A 16,210-nucleotide genomic window follows, 5' to 3' on the forward strand; every position below is an offset into this window, starting at 1 on the left:
TCAAAGTCAACCATTAGACTTCTTTGTGCTGTTTTCTTCAGCAACATCTCTGTTGGGTTCACTGGGTCAGGGCATGGCAAATTATTCTGCTGCTAATGGGTTTCTTGATGGTTTAGCTCATTATCGTCGAACTATGGGATTACCGGGATTGAGTATCCATTGGGGAGCAGTTTCTCAAGTGGGACGAGCGATCGGGCGAGATACAGAGACAGCCGCTATGCTCAGTAAGAATGGGATGGGTGCAATATCTCCGGCTCAGTTCTTGGAGTCTTTGGAACTATTGATGAGTAGTTCGGATGTGGAAGTAGGGGTGGTGCCTATTGAGTGGTCTCTGTGGCAGGAGAGAGTGGCACAGTGGCCGTTTTTAGTGGATTGGCAGGAAACTATATTGGAGGTAGCCCAACCATCGAAGTCAGATTTTCTGTTAAAGTTGGAGGCGACACCACCTAATGAGCTTCGGTTGTTGTTGGTGGCTCATGTGCGTCGTCAGGTGGCTCAAGTGTTGAGAATTAGTCATCCTGAATCAATTGAAATGGATACAGGGTTTTTTGATTTGGGTATAGACTCTTTGACTTCTGTGGAGTTGAGGAATAAGTTGCAAGGTAGTTTAAAGTGTTCAGTACCTTCTACTGTAACTTTGGACTACCCTACCCTTAAGGCATTGGTAGAATATTTATATGAACAGCTATTGTTAGAACAAGTTAGTTACTCAAATACTGTACCAACTGAAGAAATCAATGAAGATAGGGAGGAGATTACTCTATGAAACTGACCGAAATTCTATCTCAAATGTCTAGCAAAAACATTAAATTATGGACTGAAGGTGATGAGTTAAAAATTAGTGCTCCCAAGGGAACGTTAACCAAAGAAATTCGCGATTTATTATCCCAAAATAAACTTGAATTAGTCAGTTTACTTCGGCAAAAGAGTAGTAATATCACTGCCACATCTAGTTGGCCGACCCTGATTCCGGCTCCAGAGGAAAGGTATCAACCATTTCCATTGAATGCAATCCAACAAGCTTATTGGATAGGTCGCAATGGATTCTTTGATTTAGGCAATATTGCGACCCATGTATACATAGAATTAGATTGTGAAAACTTAAATTTGGAACGCGTCAACCAAGCCTGGATGCAATTAATTGAGCACCATGAAATGATGCGGATGGTAGTTTTAGCGGACGGCAACCAGCAAATACTCGAGCAAGTGCCTCCCTATGAAATTGAAGTTTTGGATTTGTCCGGAGAGTCTCCTCAAACAATTGCTTCAGAGCTAGAGAATATTCGCAATCAGATGTCCCATCAGGTGTTAGCAACAAACCAGTGGCCTTTGTTTGATTTACGGGCTGCCCGTTTGAATGAACAATGGTGCCGTTTGTATATCGACATCGATATGTTGATCTTGGATGGCTTGAGTTTCTATATGTTATTTGAGCAGTGGGCGCAACTGTACAAGGAGCCAGAGAGTGAACTACCAGCAACGGAAATCTCGTTCCGAGACTATGTGCTAGCAGAATTGGCACTCAAAGATAGTCCTCAGTATCTCCGTTCTCAGCAATATTGGTTCAACCGCCTCGATGAGCTACCTCCGGCACCAGAAATGCCCCAAGCGAAAATAACATCTGCAATCACCAACCCTCGCTTCAAGACTCACACAGCTGGACTATCTACGACGAATTGGCAACAGTTAAAACACAAGGCCCGGAAAGCAGATTTAAGCCCATCAGGGGTATTGTTAAGTGCTTTTGCCTATATATTAAATTACTGGAGTAAAAGTCCAAAGTTTACTATCAACCTGACTATATTTAACCGTCTGCCCTTACACCCTCAGGTCAATGAGCTTTTGGGTGATTTCACCTCGAATATTTTGCTGGCGGTGGATCACTCACAAGCAGTTCCATTTATTAGTCGTGCTCAAAAGTTGCAAAAACTGCTCTGGGTAGATTTAGAACATCGGTATATCAATGGAGTAGAAGTGCAGCGAGAGTTACATCGCCGAGGGCGTAGTCAACCAATGGGGGTGGTGTTTACTAGCATGTTAGGCTTCGAGTATCTAGTTGATGAAAGGTTGGGAAGAAGACTTGGTTTGGACGAATTCGGAGAGGAAGTGTATAAAGTAGGTACAACACCTCAAGTGTGGCTGGATAATGTAGTCGCTGAGAAAAACGGAGCATTGATCTTTAATTGGTATGCCGTTGAAGCGCTATTCCCGGAAGGTTTAATAGATAAAATGTTTGAGGCTTATTGTGATTTGCTTCAGCAGCTAGCTACCTCGGACGAACCTTGGATGGAAACTTACTTCCAATTATTACCAACTGCCCAGCTAGCACTACAAGCACAAGTAAATCAGACCACTCAATCTTTGCCTGAAGGGCTCTTGCATGGCTTGTTTGTTGAGAACGTAAAAGTTCAAGGTCAAGAGATAGCTGTGATTAGTCCCCAGAAAAGCCTAACTTATGAAGAACTGTATCAACGGTCTCATCAATTAGGAGATGGATTACGTAAATTAGAAGTCAAACCGAATGAGCTAGTAGCCGTAGTCATGGAAAAAGGTTGGGAACAGGTAGTAGGGGTATTGGGTATCTTGATGTCTGGTGGAGCTTACCTACCGATAGACCCTGCACTACCTCAGGAACGCCAGTGGTATCTACTTGAGCAAGCAGAAGTCAAACAAGTATTGACTCAAACTCACCTCAAACAGTCCCTGAGTTGGCCTGAGGGAATTAACTGCTGGTCTGTAGATAGTGAAGAGCTAGCAGTAGAAAATCCGACTCCCTTAGAACCAGTACAAACTCCAGAAGATTTAGCCTATGTGATTTACACTTCCGGTTCTACAGGTTTACCCAAGGGTGTAATGATCGATCATCGGGGAGCTGTAAATACAATCCTAGACATTAATCAACGGTTTGAAGTCAGAGCATCAGACAGAGTATTGGCCTTAGCAAATTTGAACTTTGACCTATCAGTATACGACATCTTCGGCGTGCTAGGAGCAGGAGGAACTATAGTGATGCCACCGCCAGAAGCAGCCAAAGACCCTGCTTGCTGGATAGAATTAATTGAAACCCATCAAGTGACTCTATGGAACTCAGTTCCTCCTTTGATGCAGATGTTGGTAGAACATTTATTCGGAACTTCAAGAGTGCCAATAGAGGGTTTGCGAGTGGTTATGCTGAGTGGGGATTGGTTACCAGTAGACTTACCAGAAAAAATCCAGTCTCTGTGGCCTAATGTTCAAGTTATGAGTTTAGGTGGAGCAACAGAAGCATCAATCTGGTCAATTGGTTATAAGATTGAAAAGGTTGATCCTAATTGGAAGAGTATTCCCTACGGTAAACCCCTGTTGAATCAACGTTTCTATGTACTCAATGAATTGATGGAAGCTAGACCAGTTTGGGTACCTGGACAACTTTATATTGGAGGTGTAGGATTAGCTAAGGGATATTGGAAAAATGAGGAAAAAACCAAAGCTAGCTTTATTACCCACCCAGTTACTCAAGAGAGATTATACAAAACAGGAGATTTAGGAAGATATTTACCTGATGGTAATATTGAGTTTTTAGGTAGAGAGGACTTCCAAATCAAAATCAATGGTTATCGTGTTGAACTGGGAGAAATTGAAGCAGCATTAAAGCAATTTCCGGGAATTAAGGAAGCAATTGTTACTACTATAGGAGATTCAGAACAAAACAAACGTTTAATTGCTTATGCTGTGCTAAAGCAACAGCCTGTTACTACTGAAAATCAGATAGAAGAACAAGATAAAATTAGCCAACTCGATCAGGACTTAAATTCTGTTTCTCAACAGTTGCGTAAGTACCTAAGGCAAAGACTACCAGAGTATATGGTTCCTTTTAAGTATGTTATTTTGGAAGCTTTCCCACTAACTGCTAATGGCAAAGTAGACCGTAAACGATTGCCAGAACCTCAAGTAGAAACTATGACCACAACTAAATATATACCACCTCAAACAAAAATAGAGCAACAAATTACTGCTGTTTGGCGAGAGGTTCTTCAGATGGAAAAAGTCGGAATTCACGATATTTTCTTTGAGATAGGGGGCAATTCTGTACATATTATCCGAGTGCATAGCAAATTGCAAGAACTATTGGGCATAGAACTAAAAGTAGTTGACTTATTTACTAACCCAACCGTTCATTCATTAAGCGAGTTTATTATTAATTGCGGTGCAGCAGAATTAAATAAACAGAGTAAAATTAGTTATGAGAAGCGTGTCAGTAAACGTCTCTCTAAGAAAAATGAAAGGGGTAATATTCGAAAAAAACTCCATTAGACTTATCCAAAAATGCCGATTTTGAACGGCGGGGTAAGGGTTTTAGAACCTTTTTTGGAGATGTCTATTCTCAAAAATAAGTGCCAATAATGATAGGGTCTAAAAGTAAAAATCTAGGACTTAATTATTAGCGGTACTGCGTAAGTTCTGTATTAAACATAATTAAAGGTAATCAAATGAACCAACCAGCAGAAGAACAACAATATCACAATAATGAAATTGCTATCATAGGGATGTCTGGACGTTTTCCAGGGGCAAGAAACCTGGAGGAGTTTTGGGATAATCTCAAGAAGGGTGTTGAATCTATCTCATTATTATCAGATAAACAGTTAAGAGAATCTGGCATTACACCAGAAATACTTAATGCTCCCAACTATATAAAAGTTAATGGTACGGTTTCAGACATCGATATGTTTGATGCTAACTTTTTTCAGTATAGTCCTAAAGAAGCAACAGAAATAGACCCACAACAACGATTTTTTTTAGAGTGCGCCTGGGAAGCAATAGAAAGTAGTGGTTATAACCCAGAAAACTATGAAGGTTCAATTGGGGTTTATGCTGGTAGTGCAATGCCTAGCTATTTAATGTCTAATCTTGGAGGCCTAGATTTTCTTCTACTGGATCATCACTCCTTTACCCAAATGCTAGGTAATGACAAAGATTACTTAGCAACCCGCGTCGCTTACAAACTAAATCTTACCGGACCAGCGCTGAATGTTCAAACAGCTTGCTCCACTTCATTAGTTGCAGTACATTTAGCTTGTCAAAGTTTGCTCTATGGAGAATGTGATATGGCTCTGGCAGGTGGTGTTTTTATCCAAATCCCTCAAAATGTGGGATATTTACATCAGGAGGGATCTATCTCCTCCCAAGATGGTCATTGTCGGGCCTTTGATGCCAGAAGTACCGGAACAGTATATGGTAATGGTGTGGGAGTTGTGTTACTTAAACCACTGCAAGATGCTATAGGGGATGGAGATTGTATTCATGCTGTAATTAAGGGTTCGGCGATTAATAATGATGGTTCTTTGAAACAGGGTTATACTGCTCCCAGTGTGGATGGTCAAGCAGCGGTGATTTCTGAAGCTCAAGCTGTAGCTGGTGTATCTCCAGAAACAATTACATATATAGAAGCTCATGGCACGGGGACGAAGTTAGGAGATCCTATTGAAATTGAAGCTTTAACAAAGGCTTTTTCAGAGCATACAGATAAAAAACAGTTTTGCGCCATAGGTTCCCTCAAAACAAATGTGGGGCACATGAATACGGCAGCAGGGGTGGGAGCATTGATCAAAACGGTTTTGGCTCTCAAACATAATTTAATACCTCCGAGTTTACACTATGAGAAACCTAATCCCCAGATTAATTTTAGCGATAGTCCGTTTTACGTCAACAATACTTTGTCTGAATGGAAACATAACGGCACTCCTCTACGAGCAGGAGTTAGTTCTTTTGGTGTAGGTGGTACCAATGCTCATGTAATTATAGAAGAAGCACCTTCTCAAGTCAAAAGTCAGAACGTTATTGAACGTCCAATTCATCTATTAACTCTGTCAGCAAAAACAGAAAAGGCTTTAGAAGATTTAGTCAGTAATTATCAAAATTATCTAGAAACTAATCCCGAATTAGAACTAGCAGATGTATGTTATACGGCCTCGACAGGCAGATCCCATTTTAATCATCGACTAGGAGTGATTGCATCTTCCCCCACAGAATTAATAGACAAACTGCTGGGGTGGAAAACTCAGTCAGGATTAGTAGGAGTATTTTCAGGACAACCAAATAGTGAAAGTCCCAAAATAGCCTTTCTCTTCACAGGTCAAGGTTCCCAGTATATAAATATGGGAAGACAACTGTATGAACAAGCACCGACCTTCCGTCAAGCTCTAGAGCAATGTGACCAAATTCTCCAACCCTATCTAGAAACATCTCTCTTAGAAATCATCTACCCCAAAGATGCACAAAAGTCAAGTCTTTTAGACCAAACAGCTTACACCCAACCTGCCATATTTGCCCTGGAATACGCCCTCTTTAAATTATGGGATTCATGGGGAATCAAACCCAATGTAGTCATGGGTCACAGCGTCGGAGAATATGTAGCAGCTTGTATTGCCGGAGTATTCAGCCTAGAAGATGGTCTCAAACTAATAGCCATGCGGGGACAGTTGATGCAAAAGTTACCCTCCGGTGGTGAGATGGTATCTGTAATGGCATCAGAATCTCAGGTAACAGAGGCCATAAAAAAATATACTTCCCAAGTAACAATAGCAGCAGTTAACGGACCAGAAAGCATAGTAATTTCTGGTGAGAGTGGAGCCATAACAAGTATTTGTGCTATCCTAGAATCAGAAGGAATTAAGACAAAACAACTACAAGTATCCCATGGCTTCCACTCCCCATTAATGGAAGCAATGTTAACAGAATTTGAAGCAGTGGCCAAACAGGTCACCTATAATCAACCAAAAATACCACTAATATCAAATGTCACCGGTACTGAAGTAGGTGCAGAAATAACCACTGCTGAATATTGGGTGGGTCATGTGCGTCAACCAGTAAGATTTGCTCAGAGTATGAAAACTCTAGAAAAGCAAGGATATGAAACATTCCTGGAAATTGGACCGAAACCAATATTGTTAGGCATGGGAAGGCAATGCGTAACAGAAGATGTGGGAGAATGGTTGCCATCATTGCGTCCAGGAGTGGATGAGTGGCAACAAATGCTCTCAAGCTTAGGAAAATTGTATGTAAAAGGAGTAAAAATAGATTGGTCAGGGTTTGACTCCGATTATAGTCGTCAGAAAGTAGTATTGCCCACATATCCATTCCAACGAGAACGTTATTGGATAGAAACCCAAAAAGCCCAACTACTCAATTGGCGAAAAACCCAAAATCAACATCCCCTACTCGGTGAAAAACTCCACCTAGCAGGAATAGAAAATCAAGACCGTTTTCAATCGTACCTAGCAGAAAAATCTCCAAGTTATCTCAGTGACCACAGAGTATTTGAAAAAGCACTATTCCCAGCTACAGGGTATCTAGAAATAGCATACTCAGCAGCCAAAGAACTATTCAGTTCACCCCAAGTAACAGTAACAGACGTATTCATAGTCAGAGGTTTAATTCTACCAGAAACAGAAACCAAAAGAATACAAACAGTCCTCACCCGCCAAGAAAATAATAACTATAAATTTGAAATATTCAGCACATCAGAAGCCGAAGAACAACAGAAACCCCAATGGACATTGCACATCCAAGGGAAAATATCCACTGACTCAGCTCCGACTCCAGAAGCCAAAATCAACCTAGAAAAATACAAGAGTGAATGTAATCAAGCAATAGACATTAAAGAGCATTACAAATACTTTAGAAACAATGGAATTGACTATGGCAGCAGTTTCCAAGGAATCAAACAACTGTGGAAAGGTCAAGGAAAAGCCCTAGCCGAGGTCTGCTTAAGTGAAGAATTAACAACACAAGTAGTAGACTATCACATACATCCAGCTCTATTAGACCTCTGCTTACAAATTACAATTCATACCAAACCAACAAAACCAACAGACAAAACATACCTACCAATAGGAATAGAAAAATGGAAATTGTCTAAATCTCCAGGAACAACAAGAGTTTGGGTGATAGCTGAAACCCCATCAGAAAGTAGCCTAATATCAAACACCAAACTGGTAGATGACCAAGGAACAATACTGGCCGAACTGCAAGGACTCAGGGGAAGAGAAACAACAGTATCAGAACTATTAAGAAGTCTACAACCAGACATCAATAATTGGTATTATCAAATCAACTGGCAAACCCAACCCCTGGCCAGCCCAGCATCTAAACTTACCACCCAAAAATGGTTAATCTTAGCAGAAGATACTCAAGTGCAACTATTAAAAGCCCTAGAAAAAAAAGGTCATCAGTGCATTCAAGTATCACCAGGAAAAAAATATCAACAACTAGGACCACAAAAATATCAAATAAATCCCACCAGTAGCCAAGAATTTCAACAACTACTACAAGAAAATCAAGGAATAACAGGAATAGTACACCTATGGGGAATCAAAAAACTTGAAAACAAAGACAACCTAGAACTAGAAACAATTCTTGCACAAAGTTGTGGCTCAGTGCTGCATCTAGTACAAGGAATTATCAAAAGTCAACCCGCCCAAAATCCCCAACTGTGGCTAATAACTCAAGGAACCCAGAACGTACTCTCAAATACAGAAGTCATCAACCCAGAATACGGAAGTTTATGGGCACTAGGACAAGTTATCACCCTAGAACACCCAGAATTAAAGTGTAAACGCATTGACTATGACCCCAACATAGAACCGACTCAAATAGCAGACTTCCTAGAAGCCGAACTATTATCACAAGAAGTAGAAGACCAAATAGCCATACGTCAAGGTCAACGTTACGTAGCCAGACTCGAACAAAAACAACAGGATGAGCAAGTCCAACCAGTGCAATTAAAACTGGCAGAATATGGAGTGATAGACAACCTTACATGGCAGCCAATGCAGCGTCGTACTCCAGAAGCTGACGAAATAGAAATCAAAGTAGCCACAGTAGGATTAAACTTCAGAGACGTACTCAACGCCCTAGGATTACTTAAAGACTACTACGCCCAAAACTTAGGAATTACAAGTGCAGAGCAACTCACATTCGGATTTGAATGTGCCGGAACAATATCCGCGGTAGGAGAAGAAGTATCACAGTGGCAGGTAGGAGACAAAGTGATAGCCACAATGGCGTCGGATGGGTTCAGTAGTTTTGTGACAACAAAAGCCACAAATATAATCCCTCTACCGGAAAAAATGAGTTTCCCAGAAGCAGCGACCCTACCCCTAACCTTCTTGACTGCCTACTACGGGTTGCAGCACCTAGCTCAAATCCAACCAGGAGAGCGGGTATTAATTCATGCAGCAGCAGGAGGTGTAGGACAAGCCGCAGTGCAAATAGCTCAACTAGCAGGAGCGGAAATCTTAGCCACAGCAAGTCCGAGTAAATGGGAATTTCTCAAATCCCTAGGAATTAAGCATGTGATGAACTCCCGCACCCTAGATTTTAGCCAAGAAATCATGGATCTCACAGGAGGAGAAGGAGTAGATGTAGTCCTCAATAGTCTCAATGGAGAGTACATACCCAAGAACTTGGAAGTATTAGCTCCAGGAGGCAGATTTGTGGAAATCGGCAAAATCGGAATTTGGGAGACAGAGCAAGTCAAAGAAAAGCGACCAGATGTCAGTTACTATCCCTATGATTTAGGAGAAGTAGCCCAAGAACAACCAGGTTTAATGGGTCAATTATTAGAGGAATTAACCAAGGAATGGAACCAAGGAAGACTCAAAGCCTTACCTTATAAAACTTTCTCCAGTACAGAAATTACGGCAGCCTTCCGATATATGCAGCAAGCCAAACATATAGGGAAGGTAGTGGTGGAAATGTCAGAAGTGAGCGCAACTCAAAAGTCAATTCAACCAGAAGCCAGTTATTTGATTACAGGAGGTTTAGGAGCTTTAGGCTTAGTAGTAGCTCAATGGATGGTTAAGGAAGGAGCCAAACATATAGTATTAATGGGGCGTAGTGGTCCTGGTGAAACAGCACAAAAAAACATAGAGGAGTTAGAAGCGGCAGGAGCTAAGGTGAGTGTGTTGTTAGGGGATGTTTCTGTGCCAGAGGATGTGGAGGAAATTTTCCAGCAGATGGGAGAGTCATTACCCCCACTCAAAGGTGTAATTCATACGGCCGGGGTATTGGATGATGGGTTACTGCAAAACATGAGTTGGCAGCAGTTTACTAAGGTTATGGCTCCCAAGGTGCAGGGTACTTGGTATTTGCATCAGCAAACCCAGGAATTAGAATTAGATTTCTTTGTTTGTTTCTCGTCTATAGCTTCAATGTTAGGGAATTCAGGTCAAGGAAATTATGCAGCAGCTAATGGGTTTATGGACACGTTAGCTAGTTATCGTCGTGGTATGGGTTTACCAGGATTAAGTATTAATTGGGGAGCGTGGGCAAAAGGAGGAATGGCAGCGCGTTTAGGGACTCAGCATCAGAGTCGTATGGAAAGTAGTGGAATGAGAACAATTCAGCCAGAGGAAGGGATGGTGGCATTGGAAAACTTGTTATCAAGGTCTCAAAGCCAAGTAGGAGTGTTTCCGGTGAATTGGTCACAGTTTTGGACACAAGTACCTGGTGTGGAGAAAATGCCATTGTTGTCAGGGTTGCTTTCAACTAAACCATCACTGCCTCAAAAATCAGGGTTTTTAGAACAATTAAAATTAGTTTCCTTCATGGAAGGAGAAAAGATATTAATTTCTTATCTCCAAAATGAAGTAGCTCGAGTATTAGGTATTAAAAATCATCTAGATATACACAAACCTTTAATTGAAATGGGATTGGACTCTCTAATGTCAATCGAGCTAAGACATAAAATTAAAAATGAGCTAGAAGTGGATGTTCCAATGACAAAATTTATCGAAGGAATCACCATTGCTGCTCTCTCAAATCAACTAAATCAACAACTGAATCAAAGCGATAGCACAGATAACATTAAAGAAAATAACTGGATAGAGGTAGAGCTATGAACTTAATTGAATTCTTACAAGACCTTTCCCTCAAAGGGGTAAAATTATGGACTGATGGAGGAAAGTTAAGAACTGGAGGTTCCCAAGAAGTACTGACCACTGATGTTATTGCCCAACTAAGGCAGTACAAATCAGAAATATTACGGTTACTAAAGGAAAATCCAGATATATGCCAAGTTTATCCCCTGTCTTATGGTCAAAAAGGTCTCTGGTTTTTGTGGCAGCTATCACCCCAGAGCCATAATTATAATCTGTCATTTGCGATTAGGATCTACTCCAAAGTAGATATAACTATTTGGCAACAAGTTTTTCAAGCTCTAAGGGAAAGGCATCCGTTGCTACGGAGTACATTCCCGAATTTGGGCGAACAACCAATCCAACAAATACATCAACATCAAGAGTTAGACTTCTTACAGATAGATGCTTCTAGTTGGAGTGAAGAGGAGTTAAATAAAAAGGTAGTTGCAGCTCACAGATATCCTTTTAACCTAGAAACAGAACAAGTGATGCGAGTTAGGTGGTTCACTTGCTCGGAAGCAAACCATATTATGTTACTGACAATACACCACATTGTTTTAGATGGTTGGTCATACAACTTAATTGCTCAAGAGCTGCCACAACTGTACGAATCTCAACTAAATGGGCTTGAGGTATCCCTACCACCACTACAGTATTCTTATCAAGATTATGTTAGTTGGCGACAGGAGTTAGTAGAAGGACCAGAAGGAGAACAACTATGGAGCTATTGGCAACAAAAATTGGGCGGAGAATTACCTGTATTGAATTTGCCCACAGATAGACCACGACCTCCTATACAGACTGATAATGGTGGCAGCTACTCCTTCAAGTTATCTCAAAAGCTGACTGAACAACTAAAGGAACTAGCTAAAACAGAGAGAGCAACTCTTTATATGACTCTGTTGGCTGCTTTTCAAGTACTTCTGTATCGTTACACAGGTCAAGAGGATATCTTGGTAGGATCGCCTACATATGGTGGTAGGACTAAAGAGGAGTTTGCCTCTATTGTTGGTTACTTCGTTGACGCAGTAGTGATGAGGGCAGATTTGTCAGGGAGTCTCTCTTTTAGAGATTTTCTATCTCAAGTCCGCCAAACAGTCATGGAAGCGTTAGATCATCAAGATTATCCCTTTGCTTTATTGGTAGAGAAGTTAAAGGTAGAACGTGACTCCAGTCGTTCCCCTCTTTTTCAGGCTTGCTTTCTACTGCAAAAATTCCTGGAATCTCAAGATCAACCAAAGGTGTTTTTTAGCACGGAAAAAACCTTGATGAAATGGGCCGGACTTGAAGTAGAAGCATTTGTACTAGATCAATATGAAGGTCAATATGATTTATTACTGGAAATGTATGAAGACGACTCATCTCTGGTTGGGTTCTTAAAATACAATGCTGACCTATTTGAGGAGCAAACTATTGCTCGAATGGTTGGTCATTTCCAGAACTTATTAGAAGGGATAGTGAACGATCCGCAGCAGAGAGTAACACTACTACCATTAATGACAGAGCCAGAGCTAGACCAAATACTGGTGGAGTGGAACAATACCAAAACAGATTATCCCAAAGATAAATGTATCCATCAGTTATTTGAGGAGCAGGTAGAGAAAAGCCCAGATGCAGTAGCAGTAGTATTTGAAGGACAATTGCTGAGCTACTCCCAATTAAATAGCAAAGCTAATCAACTAGCCCACCACTTGCAAACCTTGGGAGTCAAACCAGAAACGCTAGTGGGAATATGTGTAGAGCGCTCAGTGGAGATGGTAGTAGGAATACTCGCCATACTGAAAGCCGGAGGAGCTTATGTGCCATTAGACCCGAACTATCCCCAAGAACGCCTAGAGTATATGTTCACTGACTCCCTAGTGTCAGTATTACTAACTGAAGAACAATTATTAGCTCAACTCCCCCAAAATCAAGCCCAAGTAGTTTTTCTAGATAGAGATTGGGAAAAAATAGCAACTGAAACACCAGAAAAAGTAGAGAGTGAAGTCAGCCCCGAAAATTTAGCTTATGTAATTTATACATCAGGTTCCACAGGTAAACCGAAAGGAGTATTGGTAGAACACAAGGGACTGTGTAATCTGGCTACAGTTCAAATGCAAGGGTTTCAAGTTAACTTGAACAGCAGAGTGGTTCAGTTCGCATCATTAAGTTTCGATGCCTCCATCTCGGAAATAGTCATGGCTTTAGGTTCAGGAGCCAGTTTGTATATGGGCAGCCGAAATACCTTAATGCCAGGAGTGGGTATGAGTCAGTGGTTGCAGTCGAACAAAATCACCCATATCACCATACCCCCCTCAGCTCTGGCAGTGATGCCAAAAGAGGAATTACCTGATTTAAAGACCATAGTGGTAGCAGGAGAAGCTTGCCCACCAGAGCTAATATCCTACTGGTCTGTGGGGCGACAATTTGTGAACGCCTACGGACCAACAGAATCAACAGTATGTGCTACCATGGCCGAATGCTCGCCAGAGTCTTCTGTGCCATCCATAGGTAGGGCGATCGGCAATACTCAAATCTACATCCTAGACAGAAATTTACAACCAGTCCCCATCGGAGTACCTGGTGAAATTTATATCGGTGGTGTTGGTTTAGGTCGTGGCTATCTTAACCAACCTCAATTAACACAGGAAAAATTTATTTCCCATCCTTTGAGGAATTTAACCGAGGAGAGGCTTTACAAAACAGGAGATTCAGCTCGTTACTTACCGGATGGCAATATTGAGTTTCTTGGTCGCATAGATAATCAGGTGAAGATACGAGGTTTCCGAATTGAACCTGGAGAAGTTGAATCAATGCTCACGAGGCATCCCCAAGTCCAACAAGCTGTAGTAATTGACAGGGAAGATACTCCAGGGAACAAGCGGTTGGTAGCATACTTAGTTCCCGAACTAGAGTTTGAACAAAATGTCCAGGAGATGGAAAGCATAGAACTTTGGCCATCAATAGCAGAATACTATGTTTATGATGAGTTATTGTACTATGCGATGACTAATGACCATCGTCGAAACCAAAGTTATCAAGTGGCAATTAATCAACTTGTTAAAGATCGAGTAGTAGTAGAAATTGGGACAGGTAAGGATGCTATTTTGGCGAGATTTTGTGCACAAGCAGGAGCTAAGAAAATCTATGCTATTGAGAGAGACCAACAAACCAGTGAGTTAGCTAAAGCTAGCGTGGATAAGTTGGGATTATCGGCACAAATTGAAATCATACATGGAGATGCGACGACAGTTAACCTACCAGAGTTAGCAGATGTATGTGTTTCGGAAATTGTGGGAGCAATAGGCGGTTCTGAAGGAGCAGCAGTAATTATTAATAATGCCAGAAGGTTTTTGAAGCCAGATGGTGCAATGATTCCCGAAAGAAGTGTAACTAAGATTGCAGCAGTAACTCTTCCAGAACCGTTACTTAATCAACCCAGGTTTACAAAGGTTTCTGGTTATTATACCCAGAAAATATTTGAACAGGTTGGGTATCCTTTTGATTTACGAGTTTGTATTAAAGGATTTCCTCAAGCCAATTTACTTTCCAATCGAGAAATATTTGAGGATTTAGATTTTAATAAATCTTTAGATACAGATTTGACTCATCAAATTCAGTTAAGGATAGAAAAATCCGGCAGATTAGATGGTTTTCTGGTCTGGTTAAATTTGCATACTATTGAGGGTGAGTGTATAGATATTCTCGAACATGAGCATTGTTGGTTACCCGTTTATTTTCCAGTATTTGAGCCTGGTCTTGATGTGAGTGAAGGAGATGTGATTGAAGCTATTTGTAGCCGAAACCTTTGTGAAAATAATCTGAATCCAGATTATGCTATCCAAGGACGTATTATCAGGCAACAAGGAGAAGATATTGATTTTGAACACATTTCTTATCACTGGAAACAACAGTTTAAGCAAACTCCTTTTTATCAAAGGTTATTTGCAGAAAATGAAACAGTTAGCACTTCTAACTTACAAATAAAGGAAACCAAGAGCAAGGAACTGATACCACAGTTGAGAGAGTATCTGGAGTCGAGGTTGCCAGAGTATATGGTGCCATCAGGGTTAATGGTGTTGTCGCAACTGCCTCTGACTCCTAACGGTAAAGTAGACCGTAAGGCTTTGCCTGTCCCAGATATGGCTAGTAGTGTGTTAACGGAGTATGTAGCTCCAGAGACTGAGGCACAGAAGGTCTTAGCAGAGATTTGGGCCGAAGTGTTGGGAATAGAAAAGGTGGGAATACATGATAACTTCTTTGATTTGGGTGGTCATTCTTTGATGGCAACGAAGGTGGTGTCTCGGGTGCGACAAGTCCTCAATATAGAGTTCCCCCTCACAAAGCTATTTGAGAATTCCCAGCTAGTGAGTCTGGCTCAGGAAATAGAGGTATATTTAGCTCAAAGCCAGTCAGTAGAGACCCTAGCCATTCAACCAAGGGAGGAAAATGAAAATCCTCCCCCGTTATCATATGCACAACAAAGGCTATGGTTTCTAGAAAAACTGGCCTTGAGTAGCAACGCCTACAATATGCCATTGACCCTAAATCTAGTAGGTAAATTGGACTATGTAGCCCTAGAAAAAAGTCTCAATGAAATCATTGCTCGCCATGAAACCCTGAGAACCACTTTCAGTGAAATCAACGACACACCAGTACAAATAATTCAATCCCCCTTTGAATTAGAACTACCCATAATTGACCTAAGTGGGTTAACAGCATCTGAGCAAACCACCAAACTGCAACAACTACTCCAACAAGAAAATGAACAAACATTTAATCTAGAAGTAGACCCTCCCATACGGGCTCAGTTGTATCAACTAGGAACAACAGAACATATACTGCAAATCACATTACATCACATAGCAAGCGATGGTTGGTCACTGACAGTATTAACCAAAGAACTATCACCTATTTACACTGCCACATTGCACAACCAACCATCTCCATTACCAGAGTTACCCATACAATATGCGGACTTTGCAGTATGGCAAAGGAACTACTTACAAGGTGAAACCCTCGAAACCCAACTAAGTTACTGGAAGCAAAAGCTCCAAGACTTACCTCAACTACAACTACCCACAGACCATCCTCGACCCCCAGTTCAAACTTTTAATGGAGTAGGTATAGCCATAAATATACCAGCAGCACTAACATCAAAAGTTAAACAACTGAGCCAAAAGCAGGGGACAACCCTATTTATGACCCTGTTAGCAGCCTTCAAGATATTGCTATTTCGTTACAGTGGTCAAGAGAATATAGCAGTAGGTTCACCTATCGCCAACCGCAACCGGAGTGAAATAGAAGGGTTGATAGGTTTCTTTGTCAACTCA

4 protein-coding genes are annotated in these 16,210 nt (G+C 41.2%); all 4 read left to right on the plus strand.

The annotated features are described in order from the left end of the window. Positions 1–766, plus strand: a 766-nt coding sequence (locus tag F6J99_RS28020; protein ID WP_293117515.1) for a beta-ketoacyl reductase, incomplete at its 5' end; no start/stop codon positions are given. Continuing rightward, positions 763–4,293 (plus strand): amino acid adenylation domain-containing protein, encoded by a 3,531-nt coding sequence (locus F6J99_RS28025; protein ID WP_293117518.1) that lies wholly within the window; start codon positions 763–765, stop codon positions 4,291–4,293. The genes F6J99_RS28020 and F6J99_RS28025, both read left to right, overlap by 4 nt. Before the next feature lie 176 nt (positions 4,294–4,469). Next, positions 4,470–10,880, plus strand: coding sequence for a type I polyketide synthase (locus F6J99_RS28030; protein ID WP_293117521.1), 6,411 nt, complete (start codon positions 4,470–4,472; stop codon positions 10,878–10,880). After that, a partial coding sequence (locus F6J99_RS28035; protein WP_293117524.1) for a non-ribosomal peptide synthetase occupies positions 10,877–16,210 on the plus strand: 5,334 nt, incomplete at its 3' end. The genes F6J99_RS28030 and F6J99_RS28035, both read left to right, overlap by 4 nt.

The organism is Moorena sp. SIO4G3, assembly GCF_010692305.1.
GTDB classification, from domain to species: Bacteria; Cyanobacteriota; Cyanobacteriia; order Cyanobacteriales; family Coleofasciculaceae; genus Moorena; species Moorena producens_A.